Genomic DNA, 13,645 nt, shown 5'->3' on the forward strand with positions numbered 1-13,645 from the left:
TTGCATGCAGTTGGTTACCGGGGCATCAGGTTATATAGGCGGTTTGCTTTGTAAGGTTTTGAAGGCGCGAGGTTACGATGTAAAGGGCATAGGTCGTAGCTCTCTTACTTCGCCACAAGATTTTGACTATGTTTGCCTGGATCTTGAAAACGACCCCTTGGACGAGGTATGTCTTGGTGTTGAGACAATCATACATCTGGCGGGAAGGGCACATATCCTGAATGACAAGGAAAAGAACCCTCTTTCGGCTTTCAGGCGTGCAAATGTGAACGCGACTCTTCGCTTGGCCAGAGAGGCAATGCGTCGGGGTGTTAAGAGGTTTATTTTTGTCAGTTCAATTGGTGTTAGTGCCACAGAGACAAAAAATTCAAAAATTTCGGAATTGAGTGGTAACAATCCTAGTACGCCGTATGCGCTTTCGAAGTTTGAAGCTGAAGAGGCGTTAAAGGAGTTGGTTAAGAACTCCTCTATGGAGCTGGTTATTATCCGTCCACCCTTGGTTTATGGCGGGAGTGCTCCTGGGAACTTTCACCGCTTGCTAAAGATTGTTCAACTCGGTATGCCACTTCCTTTCTTGGCAGCGCATAATCAACGCAGCATGATCGCGTTGGATAATCTTATTGATTTTATCGTGCATTGTATTAAACATCCCGCTGCGGCCGGGGAGCTATTTTTGATTTCCGATGGAACGGATGTTTCTACTGCAGATATTGTGCGTTCTGTCGCCAATGGTATGGGACGTAAACCTCGCTTGATTTATGTACCCGTTGGCGTCGTCCGTGCGGTAGCGAAGTTGTTAGGGCGGGAGAATATGTTTTCCCAATTGTTTGGCTCTTTGGTTATTGATTCCCGTAAGGCGCATCAACTGCTTGACTGGACCCCCCCGCTAAGAACAACTGAAGCGTTATTCAAGGCCGGTGCGGATTATATGACCCTTTCATCAAAAAAAGGTCGAGTTTGAATTCATGGCAATTTTTTTTGTAGTGTTTGTTGTTTTTTTTGTTTCATTGGTCTTAACCGGTGGTTTGCGACGTTACGCCTTGGCACGAAGCCTGATGGATGTTCCAAACGCACGAAGTTCGCATTCGGTTCCGACGCCTCGCGGTGGTGGGGTTGCGATCGTATTGGGGTTTTTATCGGTGTTGCCGGTCCTGGCTTTTCTTGGGGGGCTCAGTTGGACATTTACCTGGGCTTTGCTGGGGGCGGGGGCAGGCATAGCGCTTTTGGGTTTTCTCGACGACCATGGCCACATCGCGGCACGCTGGAGATTGCTGGGACATTTCCTCGGTGCTGTTTGGGCTCTGTTTTGGCTGGGTGGCTTGCCTGCATTGGAGTTGTTTGGTTTTGTATTGGATTTGGGCTGGTTAGGGCATGTGCTCGCGGCGATTTATCTGGTTTGGATGCTCAATCTTTATAACTTCATGGACGGCATTGACGGGATCGCCAGTGTCGAGGCGATTTGCGCTTGTCTTGGAGCCTGCCTGCTCTATTGGTTGGGTGGTTTTGAAAGTCTGATCTTGGCCCCATTGGTATTAGCGATGGCTGTGGCGGGGTTCCTGTATTGGAATTTTCCTCCCGCCCGTATCTTCATGGGCGACGCGGGCAGTGGGTTTCTTGGCATTATCCTCGGGGTGCTATCGCTGCAGGCGGCTTGGAGTTCACCCAAGCTGCTTTGGGTCTGGCTGATTTTGCTGGGGGTCTTCATTGTCGATGCAACCCTGACACTGTTACGGCGCCTGCTACGCGGCGATAAGGTCTACGAGGCTCATCGCAGTCATGCCTATCAGTTCGCTTCCCGTCACTATGGTCGTCACCTGCCGGTTACGTTGGTGGTGATGGCCATCAATCTGTTCTGGCTACTGCCTTTGGCAGCTTGTGTCGTGTTGTGGAACATGGATGGAGCATTGGCTTTAATATTGGCATACGTACCACTGCTCGTGCTGGCAGTCAGATTTCATGCCGGCGAGCTTGAGAAGGCCTGATTTCGCTGTAGGGTTCGCGTTTTTTGTTTATCAATTGTCCAACGGACGAGATGTAACTGCGTGTATCTAAAATGGATTGGATTTAGGAGCTGGCCGAGGTGCATGAAGGGTTTATGGACAAATTAAGAACAGTCCTGCTGGGGCTGCCGAGACGTCACAAGCGCGCTATTCAGGTGGCCACTGATGTCGTTCTGGTCTGGGTCGCCTTATGGCTGGCGTTCGTCGTACGGCTGGGCGTCGAGGCTTTGGCCAGCCCGATCGAAACTCATCTTTGGCTTTTTGCCTCAGCTCCGCTGATTGCCATCCCGATTTTCATCCGCTTTGGCATGTATCGCGCCGTTATGCGTTATTTCGGTAACGATGCGCTGATCACGATTTGCAAGGCTGTCAGCCTTTCGGCCTTGCTGCTGGCTCTTGTGGTGTATTGGTACAGTAATCACAAGACGGTAGTGCCACGCTCTATCATTTTTAATTACTGGTGGCTGAGCCTGATCATGATTGGCGGATTGCGCTTGGTGATGCGGCAGTATTTTCTGGGGGATTGGTTTACCGCAGCCCAGCATGTGCCGTTTACCAGTCGTGACGATGGCCTCCCCAAGGTCGCTATTTACGGTGCCGGGGCCGCGGGTAACCAACTCGTTGCTGCGTTGCGTATGGGGCGAGTGATGCGGCCGGTCGCGTTCATCGACGATGACAGCAGCATCGCTGATAGAGTCATTGCGGGGTTGCAGGTCTATCAACCTAAACACATTCAAAAAATGATTGATGCCACTGGGGCGCAAGAGATTTTGCTTGCCGTTCCGTCTTCGTCTCGCGGTCGCCGCCGGGAGATATTGACGTTGCTTGAAGGGTTTCCGCTGCATGTGCGTAGCGTGCCCGGCTTCATGGACCTGGCCAGCGGGCGGGTGAAAGTCGACGACATTCAGGAAGTCGATATCGCGGATCTTCTTGGGCGTGATCCGGTACCTGCGCAGGCTGATTTGCTTGAGCATTGCGTCGCGGGACAATCGGTTTTAGTGACAGGAGCAGGGGGATCGATCGGCTCCGAACTTTGTCGGCAAATCCTTGCGCTCAAGCCAACTACGCTGCTGTTATTCGAACATAGTGAATTCAATCTCTATAGCATTTTGTCCGAACTGGAGCCTCGAATTGCTCGTGAGTCGCTGTCGGTTCGATTATTACCTATCCTAGGGTCGGTGCGGGATCAGGACAAGTTGCTGGACGTGATGAAGACATGGAACGTCGACACGGTCTATCACGCAGCCGCTTATAAACATGTGCCGATGGTGGAGCATAATATTGCCGAAGGCGTTTTGAATAATGTGATCGGTACGCTGAACACTGCGCAAGCCGCGCTTCAGGCAGGTGTATCGAATTTTGTATTGATTTCGACGGATAAGGCCGTACGTCCAACCAATGTGATGGGCAGTACCAAGCGCCTTGCCGAACTGACTTTGCAAGCCCTTAGCCGTGAGTTGGCGCCAGTGCTGTTTGGCGACAATGCCAATGTATCACGCGTCAATAAAACCCGTTTTACGATGGTCCGTTTCGGTAACGTACTGGGGTCATCTGGGTCAGTTATTCCACTGTTTCATAAACAGATCAAATCAGGTGGACCATTAACTGTCACCCATCCGAAGATCACACGTTATTTCATGACGATCCCCGAGGCCGCTCAACTGGTCATTCAGGCAGGCTCCATGGGGCTGGGCGGGGATGTATTTGTGCTGGATATGGGCGAGCCAGTGAAGATTGTCGAACTGGCGGAAAAAATGATTCACTTGTCGGGCTTGAGTGTGCGTTCGGAGAAGAACCCTCAAGGCGATATTTCAATCGAGTTCACAGGGTTGCGTCCTGGCGAGAAGCTTTACGAGGAGTTGCTGATTGGCGACAACGTTGTCGCAACTCCCCATCCGATGATCATGAGTGCCAACGAAGATCATCTGCCATGGGATGTGCTTAAAGCAAGATTGGCTGAATTGCTGGCCGCCATCGAGCATGATGACTACGCGAGAGTCCGTCAGTTGCTGCGGGACACTGTCAGTGGGTACGCCCCTGATGGTGAAATTGTCGACTGGATCTATCAACAGCGGCGTCTTGAGCCGTGACGAAGTGTGTCCAAGGCCCGATATCAGGCCTTGGACATCGTTAGGTAAACTGTTAATCCAGCTTTCTTGCGACGGTTAGTTTTTCCATGCTGAAGGCTGGATTGTCTTGTGATTTCCTCTCTTGCCAAGAATATTTTTTCTTTAGCTTCAATAGCGGCTTTTCAAAGAATAGGTAGCTTAATGGGGCTACTACAAAAGTCAGCCATAAGCCGACGTCTATGCTGGGCGGAAAAACATGTTCTGTTCGATAAGGGCCGTTACCTGTAAAGATGCCTTGCCATACGTACAAGCCGTAACTGATGATTCCAATGGCTACTAAAGGTTTTAGTTCAAGTAACTTGACCAGCAGCGAATTCTGATTGTGATAAATATATAGGACTAAGGCACCTACCGCGACAAGCCAGGCAGCTTCCGTTTTTATGAAGGCCGGTGCAGTGAGTCCAGCCAATATCGAGATGAGTAATATTCCCGAGGTAGCAGTATTTGTGAAGATGCTCTTGACCTTTTCAATGTTGCAAACAAAGGCAACCAGGCAGCCGACCAGAATCGGCAACATTGCCGGAAAGGTCCACCGGCTCAAATAATAGAGCGTTGTAGGTTCATAAAGACTGGTTCCGAAATAAAGGCAGCCGAGGACCAGCAGCGAAATCGTTGTGATGGCGATTCGTTTGCCAAAAGCAAAGATGATTGGCCAGAACAAATAAAAGTGTTCTTCAACGGACAAAGACCAGAAGTGTGACATTGCAGAAAACGCGCACGCCTTGGGGGCGAAGTTTATGGTGTATGTCAATGCATAGGGGTAGATGCAATTAGTTATCCCGGCTTTTCCTGTTACATCCATGATTATCAGGAAGAAAATAGCCAGATAATAAAGTGGGAAGATACGTAGAGCACGTCGTTTTATGAAGGAAAAGATGTCGATCTTTCCAGTAGCCTCTTTCTCTTTAATGAGCAAAAAAGTTATGAGGAAGCCAGATAGAATAAAAAAGGTGCTGACACCGACATGAGGGCTCAAAACTGACAGCAAGGCGGGATTGGTGACCCCTATTACAGGCCAAATGACCGCGTGGGACATAATAACAAGTAGCACAGAAATGCCACGCAGACCGTCAAGTCCTTTTATCTTTAAACTCATCATTTTCCCCAAAAATAAAAGCGCGGCAAGTTTGCCGTATGGTCACGATGCGTGCAACCGCCAAGGCCGCTTCCTACCTGCTTCCTGTAGCCCGATATTCAGAGTCCTAAGGGTGCCTGCCAACCACGCATTCATTTCGGTGGATCACGCTCTTTCTTACGCTTTCTGTAACATTCTGATTTTTGACAAGCTCTCTTCATCGCCTAATTTTGAGAGGCAGCTTCGGAAAAGCTGCTTCTCTCTTAACGATGTCATGGAGCGTCATTTATGCGTACAGGCTATTTCTACTCTCTGATTTTTGCCCTTCTGACCAGCGCCTCGATTGCTGCTATCGCTGCCCCGGCGGCCAAATCCGAGTCGGTCGCTACGCCGCAGGTGTTGGAGCAGCCAGCCAAAACGCAGAGTACCAAGGTGGATTTGAACGGGGCGGATGCTGCAACTCTGCAGCGCGAGCTGTCAGGGATAGGCAAGGGCAAGGCCGAAGCGATTGTTGCGTATCGGGAGAGTAATGGGCCGTTCTCCTCGGTAGAAGAATTATTGGAGGTCAAGGGAATCGGCAAGGCGATTCTCGACAGGAACCGTGACAAGCTGGAAGTGAATTGAGTTTGTGATTGAAGGAGGCCGGTCGAATTGACTGGCCTTTTTGCTTTCTGGTGGATGCAAATCCTGGACGAATTCTGCGAGCGTCTCCCTTTGGCACAAATAATGATTATCTACAGCCAATCGATTGTTCAACAATCTGAGGTTCCCTTTCATGATCAACACACTCTCCCTCGCTGACCACATTACCTTGGAGCTGCGCGCCGACATCATCAGCGGTCGCCTGCTGCCAGGCATGGCATTGGTGGAGAACAACCTGGTCTCGGCCTATAACGCCTCACGCAACACGATCCGCGAAGCGTTACACCGTCTGGGCCAGGAAGGGTTGACCCGTTACGTGCGCAACAAAGGAGTGATGGTCCGCAGGTTAGGTGTCGATGACGTGCGAGATCTGTTCAAGGTCCGTCGCACCCTGGAACTGCAAGCCATCCTGGGCAGCCAACCATTGCGTGAGTATCAATCCGACCGGATGCTCGAAGCCCTCGAGGCTGCGGATTTGGCTCGCGAGCGTGAGGACTGGCGTTCGGTCGGTACCCATGGCCTGGCCTTTCATCAGCACATCGTTGGATTGATGCGCAGTCCGCTGCTGGATGAGTTTTTCACCAATGTGGTCGCGCAACTGCGTCTGGTATTTAGCTCCGCGCCTGATGAGGCGCGTTTCCAGGCACCGTGGCTGGCCCGTGATCGACGTATCCATGATTGGCTGGCCGAAGGCGACAAGCTTGCGGCTCACGAAGCCATGAGCCTTTACCTCGACGATTCCGAGCGACTGCTTTTGCAGTTGCTGACGCCCACCCCTCACCACTGATCAAGGATCCGCGCCATGTACAAAGACTACCCAGCCGCCTACCAGGTCAGCAAAGGCTCAGCCCTGCAGGTGGACAAACCCTTCTACGACCGCATCCGCACCCAGCAGGACAAGCGCACGCTGATTGAGCAGTTCGAAGTGCCGATCCGTACCGGCCGCGCCTGGCACGTACCCGCCGGGCATGTATTCCGCGTCACCACACCGGTGGGCCCGCAGGTGGGAGACTTCAACGTCTGGAACGCTCATGATCCGCGGGAACGCCTGTGGGCGGCGCGTACGCGCCAACTTCAGGGTGCCCATGTCAGCACCCATGATCGGTTGTGGTCGAACCTGCCATTCCTGCGGCCATTAGTGACCATCACCGATGACAGTCTGGCCGGCTACGGCATCGATGAGCATGGCGGACGATTGCACGATCTGCTGGGCACGCGCTGTGATCCGTATGTGAACCGGATGCTCACCGGGGAGGACTTTCACCATCATTGCCACTCGAACCTGACCCGCGCGGTGCTGCCCCACGGCCTGACGGAGTTCGATGTGCATGACGTACTGAATATTTTCCAGTGCACGGGCCTCAATCATGACGACATGTACTTCATGAAGGCCTGTCCGGCGCAGAAGGGTGATTACCTGGAATTCTTTGCCGAGATTGATCTGTTGTGTGCCCTGTCCACCTGCCCGGGTGGTGACCTGTCGTTGGCGATGTGGGGGCCGGATGCACAGGATCCACTCAGCGTCTGTCGTCCGCTGGGAGTGGAGATCTATCGGCTGGAGGAATCATTGCTGCAAGGCTGGAGCCAGCCTGAGCGGGCGGCGTACAAGGGGTTGCATGGCTTGCATATCGCCAAGGCGGATTGGGAAAAGTGAAGCCGAAGGCGCGGGCTTTTTGTGGCGAGGGAGCTTGCTCCCGCTGGGCTGCGTAGCAGCCCCAACGGCTAAAACCCGATTAGCCTGACACTCCGCGCCAGCAGGTTTAGGGCCGCTTCGCGCCCCAGCGGGAGCAAGCTCCCTCGCCACAAAAGCACTATGTAGCCGGGACAGGTAATAGCTCAACGATCCTTGGCCTCCTTCGCATCCATTTCCGCGTTGCGCTCGGCAACACGCTTGCGCTGTTCATCCGTCAGTTCGACCTTGGTGGCGGTGTCGCGCAACATCATCAGACCACCAACGATCGAGCCGATTGCAACAATCAGAATCAACCAGGCATACCAGGGCATAGGGCTCTCCTTGAGGGGGCGATGGACGGACGAACATTTCGCCGATCCATCGCACCTACCACTTATGAGCGAAGGTTGTTCGCAGTGGTTCAATACTACGCCCGTTCGGCCGGCTTCACCTCAAAGCCCGGTCAGCATCGCGTCGGCGGGAGCGTCTGCACGCAGTTGTGCGGTGAGGATGAAGTAGACGAAACCCACCACCATGAAGCCGAGGAAGATCAGCCCGATCAAGGCGTTGAACCAGGCCATCGCCACCAGGCAAACCACGGCCAATACCAGGGCGACGCCGGGTACAAGCGGATAACCCGGCGCCCGGAAAGTGCGTTCCAGGTTGGGTTCGGTTTTACGTAACTTGAACAGGCTGAGCATGCTCATGATGTACATGACGATGGCGCCGAACACGGCCATGGTGATCATCGCCGCGGTCAGGGTCATGCCGCCGAGGTTGATCAGGCCGTCGCTGTAGATCGCTGCGATGCCAATCAGTCCACCGGCGATGATGGCTCGGTGTGGGGTCTGGAAACGGGACAGTTTGGCGAGGGAGGCGGGCAGGTAGCCAGCGCGGGCCAGGGCGAAGAATTGCCGCGAGTAGCCAAGAATAATGCCGTGGAAACTCGCCACCAGGCCGAACAGGCCGATCCACACCAGCATGTGCAACCAGCCGGAGCTTTCGCCGACTACGGTTTTCATGGCTTGGGGCAGCGGATCGTTGATGTTCGACAGGGTGCGCCAGTCGCCAACGCCGCCAGCGAAGAACATCACGCCCATGGCCAGGACCACCAGGGTCAGGATGCCGCTGATGTAGGCCTTGGGAATCGTGCGTTTCGGGTCCTTGGCTTCTTCGGCGGCCATGGCCGCGCCTTCGATGGCCAGGAAGAACCAGATCGCGAAGGGGATCGCGGCGAACATTCCGGCGATGGCCGGCGCGCCGAACGTATCGGAACCGGCCCAGCCGTTCAGGGCGAAGCTGCTGAAGCTGAACGCCGGGGCCACGACGCCCATGAACACCAGCAGCTCGGCCACCGCCAGTACGCAGACAATCAGCTCGAACGTCGCCGCCAGCTTGACCCCGAGGATGTTCAGGCCCATGAACACGATATAGGCTCCGACCGCCGCGTGTTTCGGGTCCAGGGCCGGGAACTGCACGTTCAGGTAGGCGCCGATGGCCAGGGCAATGGCCGGCGGCGCGAAGACGAATTCGATCAGCGTCGCCAGCCCGGCGATCAACCCGCCTTTTTCACCAAAGGCCCGTCGGCTGTAGGCAAACGGTCCCCCAGCATGGGGAATGGCGGTGGTCAGTTCGGTGAAGCTGAAGATGAAGCAGGTGTACATGGCCGCCACCATGAAGGACGTCACCAGGAACCCCAGTGTCCCGGCCACGCCCCAGCCGTAGCTCCAGCCGAAATATTCGCCGGAAATCACCAGGCCGACGGCAATGCCCCATAAATGCAGGGTGCCCAGGGTGGGTTTGAGTTGTGTGTTCATCGGTGGCTCCCCTCGATCCATAGCAAAAGCGCTGGAAGAGGGCAGTGCAGTGGGCGTGCCAGTGTGGCGAGGGCGGTCGTAATGGGTGAAATCGTGTCGTATCGGGGATGTTCCTTGCTTGATGTGCCCCTGTTGTGCGCCAGTTGAGGGCGTTGGCGCTGATGATGCCGCCTTCGCGAGCAAGCCCGCTCCCACACTGGATTTGTGGTGTGGATGAAATCGACTGCTCACCGCAAGTCCAGTGTGGGAGCGGGCTTGCTCGCGAAGAGGCCCTTCCGATCGCCGCCATAACAACGCCATAAGTTCATTTTTTACAGATTCTTTATCCCCCACCCCCTCTCTCGATCTCGTTCCTTTACAGCCTCCCTGCCGACAATCACTCCACACACGGCACGACGCTGTACCACGGAGAAATCCCATGAATGTTCTGGACGGGGTGTCGCTGCTGCTGGCAGTGGCGCTGTTCATTTATCTGCTGGTTGCGCTGTTGCGCGCAGATCGGAACTAGGAGCGGCTATGCACGGTTATGACTACGGGCTGATCCTCGCCTTTTTTGCCCTGGTGCTGATTCCGGCACCGTTCCTGGGGCGTTTTTACTATCGGGTGATGGAAGGCCAGCGCACTTGGCTTTCACCGATCCTCGGCCCGGTGGAGCGCGGTTGCTATCGCCTGGCGGGAGTCGATCCCACTGCCGAGCAGAGCTGGCAGAAATACACCCTGGCCTTGCTCGTGTTCAACCTGGCCGGTTTTGTATTGCTGTTTGCGATTCTCCTGCTGCAAGGATATCTGCCCCTCAATACCGAGCAACTGCCCGGCATGGAATGGACCCAGGCCTTCAACACGGCCGTGAGTTTCATGACCAACACCAACTGGCAGTCCTACAGCGGTGAAGCGTCCCTGAGCTACCTGAGCCAGATGGTCGGCCTGACTGTGCAGAACTTTGTCAGCGCCGCCACCGGCCTGGCGGTGCTCGTGGCGCTTTGTCGCGGAATCGGGCGTAAGTCCGCCGCGACGCTGGGTAACTTCTGGGTCGACATGACCCGCGCCACCCTCTACGGGCTGCTGCCGCTGTGCCTGCTGCTGGCGTTGTTCCTGGTCTGGCAGGGCGTGCCGCAGACCTTTGCGCACTACGTGCACAGCGTCACGATGCAGGGCGCCGACCAGGTCATTCCACTGGGCCCGGCCGCCAGCCAGATCGCGATCAAGCAGTTGGGCACCAACGGCGGCGGTTTCTTCGGCGTCAACTCGGCGCACCCGTTCGAGAACCCGACGGCCTGGAGCAATCTGTTTGAGCTTGCCTCGATCATCCTGATTCCCGCCGCGCTGGTGTTCACCTTCGGCCATTACGTCAAGGACCAGCGCCAGAGCCGCGCGATCATCGCCTGCATGCTGGCCCTGTTCCTGATCGGCGGCGCCACGTCGCTGTGGGCCGAATACCAGCCCAACCCGGCCCTGAATGACGCGGCCGTCGAGCAAACCGCACCGCTGGAAGGCAAGGAAACGCGCTTCGGCACCACCGCCACGGTGCTCTGGTCGGTGACCACCACGGCAGCGTCCAATGGCTCGGTCAATGCCATGCACGACAGCCTCAACCCGCTCAGTGGCATGGTGTCGCTGGTGAACATGATGGTCGGCGAGGTGATTTTCGGCGGCGTCGGTGCCGGGCTCTACGGCATGCTGTTGAACGTGTTGATCGCGGTGTTCCTGGCCGGTTTGATGATCGGTCGCACCCCGGAATACCTGGGCAAGAAGCTCGGCGCCAGGGAGGTGCAACTGCTGGTGGCAACCCTGCTGGTGATGCCCGTCAGCGTGCTGGTGTTGGGGGCTGTCGCCGCGAGCCTGCCCGGGCCGGCCGCTGCCGTGAGTAACCCGGGCGCCCATGGCTTCAGCCAGTTGTTGTACGCCTACACCTCGGCGGGGGCGAATAACGGTTCGGCATTCGGTGGTTTCGGCGCCAACACACCCTTCCACAACCTGGTGCTGGGCCTGGGCATGTTGATTGGTCGGTTCGGTTACATCCTGCCGGTGCTGGCGTTGGCCGGCAGCCTGGCCTTGAAGAAGACCGCGCCGATTGGCCAGAACAGCTTTCCAACCCACGGCCCGCTGTTCGTGACCCTGTTGACCGTGACCATCCTGCTGGTGGGCGGCTTGACCTTCCTGCCGACCCTGGCACTGGGGCCGATTGCCGAACACCTGAGCATGGGCTTCTGAGGACCTGATGATGAATATGCCGATGAGCAAAACCGTCGCCGTCAAGGCGCCGGAACAACCGAAGACCCACCTGTCGGCCCTCTGGCGGCCAGCGTTGGTACAAGCCTTCGTCAAGCTCGATCCACGTCAGTTGCACCGCGCGCCGGTGATGCTGGTGGTGGAGCTGACCGCGATCCTCACCACCGTGTTGTGCTTCATCCCCGACAGCGCCGTGCCGACGTTCGTCGCTGCGCAAATTGCCCTGTGGCTATGGTTCACCGTGCTGTTTGCCAACTTCGCCGAAGCGTTGGCCGAAGGCCGCGGCAAAGCCCGGGCCGACAGTCTCAAGGCCGGCAGCGAAGGCCTCCAGGCACGTCGCCAGACCTCCAGTGGGTTTGAAATAATTCCTGCCACCCGTCTGCGCAAGGGCGATGTGGTGCGCGTCGAGGCCGGCGACATGATCCCCGGCGACGGCGAAGTGATCGAAGGCATCGCCGCGGTCAATGAGGCGGCGATCACTGGCGAATCGGCGCCGGTCATCCGCGAGTCTGGCGGTGATCGCTCGGCCGTCACCGGTAATACACGGCTAGTCTCCGACTGGCTGCTGGTGCGCATCACCAGCAATCCCGGCGAGTCCACCCTGGACCGCATGATCGCCTTGGTCGAAGGCGCCAAGCGCCAGAAAACCCCGAACGAGGTGGCGCTGGATATCCTGCTGATCGGCCTGACGCTGATCTTCCTGTTGGTGGTGGTGACGCTGCAACCGTTCGCCCATTTCGCCAACGCCAGCCTGCCGCTGGTGTTTCTGGTGGCGCTGCTGGTCACCTTGATTCCCACTACTATCGGCGGGCTGCTGTCGGCCATCGGCATCGCCGGGATGGACCGGTTGGTGCGCCTGAACGTAATCGCCAAATCCGGCCGTGCGGTCGAGGCGGCGGGGGATGTGCATGTGCTGATGCTGGACAAGACCGGCACCATCACCTTTGGCAACCGTCGTTGTACGGCGGTCTATGCCGCCCCCGGTGTGAGTGCCAAGGAACTGGCCGAAGGCGCGTTGTTCGCCTCGCTGGCTGACGACACGGCCGAGGGCAAGTCCATCGTCGAATACCTGCGTGGTTTGCATCCACAGCCTGAGCCCGGCGTCGAAGCGTTGGTGGCCGTGCCGTTCAGTGCCGAAACCCGTTTGTCCGGGGTCGACTATCAGGGCCGCATCTACCGCAAGGGCGCCGTGGATTCGCTGCTGAGCTTTATCGGTCTGGCGAAAACCGAGTTGCCGTCAGCGCTGGCCCGGGAAGTCGACAAGATTGCCCAAAGTGGTGGCACGCCATTGCTGGTGTGTGTCGATGGCAAGCTGTTGGGTGCTATTCATCTGAAGGATGTGGTCAAGCCCGGCATCCGCGAGCGTTTCGCCGAGCTGCGCAAGCTGGGGATTCGCACGGTGATGGTCACCGGTGACAACCCGTTGACCGCCGCCGCGATTGCCGCCGAGGCGGGTGTCGACGACGTACTGGCAGAGGCCACGCCGGAGAAAAAACTGGCGCGCATCCGTCATGAGCAAAATGACGGTCGACTGGTGGCCATGTGCGGCGACGGTGCCAACGACGCCCCGGCCCTGGCCCAGGCTGATGTCGGCATGGCGATGAACGACGGCACCCAGGCCGCGCGGGAAGCGGCCAACATGGTCGATCTCGACAGCGACCCGACCAAACTGCTGGATGTGGTGCAGATCGGCAAGGAGCTACTGGTGACCCGTGGGGCGCTGACCACCTTTTCCATCGCCAATGACATCGCCAAGTACTTCGCGATCCTGCCGGCGCTGTTCGCCTCGATTTATCCACAGCTCGGCGTGTTGAACGTGATGCACCTGAGCAGCCCGCAGAGCGCGATCGTGTCGGCCATTGTCTTCAATGCCTTGATCATCGTCGTGCTGATCCCCCTGGCCCTGCGCGGCGTGCGAGTGCAAGCGGCAAGTGCGGCGGCGTTGTTGCGGCGCAATCTGTTGATCTATGGCCTGGGCGGGATCGTGGTGCCGTTCGTGGGGATCAAGGCGATCGATATGTTGCTGACGGCGTTGGGTTTGGTTTGAGCCTGTTAATGCCACCGATATGTTTTCAACTGAG

The 13,645-nt window shown here is 56.7% G+C and carries 12 protein-coding genes; 9 read left to right on the forward strand and 3 right to left on the reverse strand.

Going from position 1 to position 13,645, the window contains the following annotated elements; translation table 11 throughout:
* Positions 1-4: 4 nt before the first annotated feature.
* The 3 genes from DTP52_RS00730 to DTP52_RS00740 all read left to right on the forward strand — a co-directional run bounded on the left by DTP52_RS00730 (position 5) and on the right by DTP52_RS00740 (position 4,090).
* On the forward strand, positions 5-961 hold the full coding sequence (locus DTP52_RS00730; RefSeq protein WP_109751411.1) for an NAD-dependent epimerase/dehydratase family protein: 957 nt from the start codon (positions 5-7) through the stop codon (positions 959-961).
* Between the two features lie 4 nt (positions 962-965).
* The gene (locus tag DTP52_RS00735) at positions 966-1,982 is read left to right on the forward strand and encodes a glycosyltransferase family 4 protein (RefSeq protein WP_109751412.1); all 1,017 of its coding nucleotides are present in this window, start codon (positions 966-968) and stop codon (positions 1,980-1,982) included.
* Between the two features lie 113 nt (positions 1,983-2,095).
* Positions 2,096-4,090 (forward strand): nucleoside-diphosphate sugar epimerase/dehydratase, encoded by a 1,995-nt coding sequence (locus tag DTP52_RS00740; RefSeq protein ID WP_109751413.1) that lies wholly within the window; start codon positions 2,096-2,098, stop codon positions 4,088-4,090.
* A gap of 52 nt (positions 4,091-4,142) precedes the next feature.
* Here the strand turns inward: DTP52_RS00740 and DTP52_RS00745 are convergent, their stop codons facing one another.
* Positions 4,143-5,225 carry an acyltransferase gene (locus DTP52_RS00745; protein WP_158285160.1) on the reverse strand — a complete coding sequence of 361 codons (1,083 nt, stop codon included), beginning with the start codon at positions 5,223-5,225 and terminating at the stop codon, positions 4,143-4,145.
* Between the two features lie 267 nt (positions 5,226-5,492).
* Here DTP52_RS00745 and DTP52_RS00750 point away from each other — a divergent pair, with 267 nt between their 5' ends.
* The 3 genes from DTP52_RS00750 to DTP52_RS00760 all read left to right on the forward strand — a co-directional run bounded on the left by DTP52_RS00750 (position 5,493) and on the right by DTP52_RS00760 (position 7,500).
* Complete coding sequence (locus DTP52_RS00750) at positions 5,493-5,828, forward strand: helix-hairpin-helix domain-containing protein (RefSeq protein WP_109751415.1); 336 nt, start codon at positions 5,493-5,495, stop codon at positions 5,826-5,828.
* 151 nt (positions 5,829-5,979) lie between these two features.
* Positions 5,980-6,633, forward strand: coding sequence for a GntR family transcriptional regulator (locus DTP52_RS00755; RefSeq protein WP_109751416.1), 654 nt, complete (start codon positions 5,980-5,982; stop codon positions 6,631-6,633).
* A gap of 15 nt (positions 6,634-6,648) precedes the next feature.
* Positions 6,649-7,500, forward strand: a complete 852-nt coding sequence (locus DTP52_RS00760) for a DUF1989 domain-containing protein (protein WP_109751417.1) — start codon at positions 6,649-6,651, stop codon at positions 7,498-7,500.
* Positions 7,501-7,682: 182 nt separating this feature from the next.
* Here DTP52_RS00760 and DTP52_RS00770 read toward each other — a convergent pair whose 3' ends face one another.
* Positions 7,683-7,850, reverse strand: coding sequence for a DUF2897 family protein (locus DTP52_RS00770; protein ID WP_109751419.1), 168 nt, complete (start codon positions 7,848-7,850; stop codon positions 7,683-7,685).
* 120 nt (positions 7,851-7,970) lie between these two features.
* Positions 7,971-9,335 (reverse strand): ethanolamine permease, encoded by a 1,365-nt coding sequence (eat, locus tag DTP52_RS00775; protein WP_109751420.1) that lies wholly within the window; start codon positions 9,333-9,335, stop codon positions 7,971-7,973.
* A gap of 418 nt (positions 9,336-9,753) precedes the next feature.
* Here eat and kdpF point away from each other — a divergent pair, with 418 nt between their 5' ends.
* Genes kdpF through kdpB form a run of 3 tightly spaced genes read left to right on the forward strand, consistent with a single transcriptional unit; the run spans position 9,754 to position 13,611 of the window.
* Complete coding sequence (gene kdpF / locus DTP52_RS00780; protein ID WP_033033323.1) at positions 9,754-9,843, forward strand: K(+)-transporting ATPase subunit F; 90 nt, start codon at positions 9,754-9,756, stop codon at positions 9,841-9,843.
* Between the two features lie 8 nt (positions 9,844-9,851).
* The gene (kdpA, locus tag DTP52_RS00785) at positions 9,852-11,546 is read left to right on the forward strand and encodes a potassium-transporting ATPase subunit KdpA (RefSeq protein WP_109751421.1); all 1,695 of its coding nucleotides are present in this window, start codon (positions 9,852-9,854) and stop codon (positions 11,544-11,546) included.
* A gap of 10 nt (positions 11,547-11,556) precedes the next feature.
* The gene (gene kdpB / locus DTP52_RS00790) at positions 11,557-13,611 is read left to right on the forward strand and encodes a potassium-transporting ATPase subunit KdpB (protein WP_109751422.1); all 2,055 of its coding nucleotides are present in this window, start codon (positions 11,557-11,559) and stop codon (positions 13,609-13,611) included.
* The last annotated feature ends 34 nt before the right edge of the window (positions 13,612-13,645 follow it).

This window comes from Pseudomonas sp. 43mfcvi1.1 (assembly GCF_900115935.1).
GTDB classification, from domain to species: Bacteria; Pseudomonadota; Gammaproteobacteria; order Pseudomonadales; family Pseudomonadaceae; genus Aquipseudomonas; species Aquipseudomonas bijieensis.

Bases quoted from the DNA above. Each gene is read 5' to 3' on its own strand.
- DTP52_RS00730 (WP_109751411.1), top strand. From the start codon at position 5: ATGCAGTTGGTTACCGGGGCATCAGGTTATATAGGCGGTTTGCTTTGT.
- DTP52_RS00735 (WP_109751412.1), top strand. From the start codon at position 966: ATGGCAATTTTTTTTGTAGTGTTTGTTGTTTTTTTTGTTTCATTGGTC.
- DTP52_RS00740 (WP_109751413.1), top strand. From the start codon at position 2,096: ATGGACAAATTAAGAACAGTCCTGCTGGGGCTGCCGAGACGTCACAAG.
- DTP52_RS00745 (WP_158285160.1), bottom strand. From the start codon at position 5,225: ATGAGTTTAAAGATAAAAGGACTTGACGGTCTGCGTGGCATTTCTGTG.
- DTP52_RS00750 (WP_109751415.1), top strand. From the start codon at position 5,493: ATGCGTACAGGCTATTTCTACTCTCTGATTTTTGCCCTTCTGACCAGC.
- DTP52_RS00755 (WP_109751416.1), top strand. From the start codon at position 5,980: ATGATCAACACACTCTCCCTCGCTGACCACATTACCTTGGAGCTGCGC.
- DTP52_RS00760 (WP_109751417.1), top strand. From the start codon at position 6,649: ATGTACAAAGACTACCCAGCCGCCTACCAGGTCAGCAAAGGCTCAGCC.
- DTP52_RS00770 (WP_109751419.1), bottom strand. From the start codon at position 7,850: ATGCCCTGGTATGCCTGGTTGATTCTGATTGTTGCAATCGGCTCGATC.
- eat (WP_109751420.1), bottom strand. From the start codon at position 9,335: ATGAACACACAACTCAAACCCACCCTGGGCACCCTGCATTTATGGGGC.
- kdpF (WP_033033323.1), top strand. From the start codon at position 9,754: ATGAATGTTCTGGACGGGGTGTCGCTGCTGCTGGCAGTGGCGCTGTTC.
- kdpA (WP_109751421.1), top strand. From the start codon at position 9,852: ATGCACGGTTATGACTACGGGCTGATCCTCGCCTTTTTTGCCCTGGTG.
- kdpB (WP_109751422.1), top strand. From the start codon at position 11,557: ATGAATATGCCGATGAGCAAAACCGTCGCCGTCAAGGCGCCGGAACAA.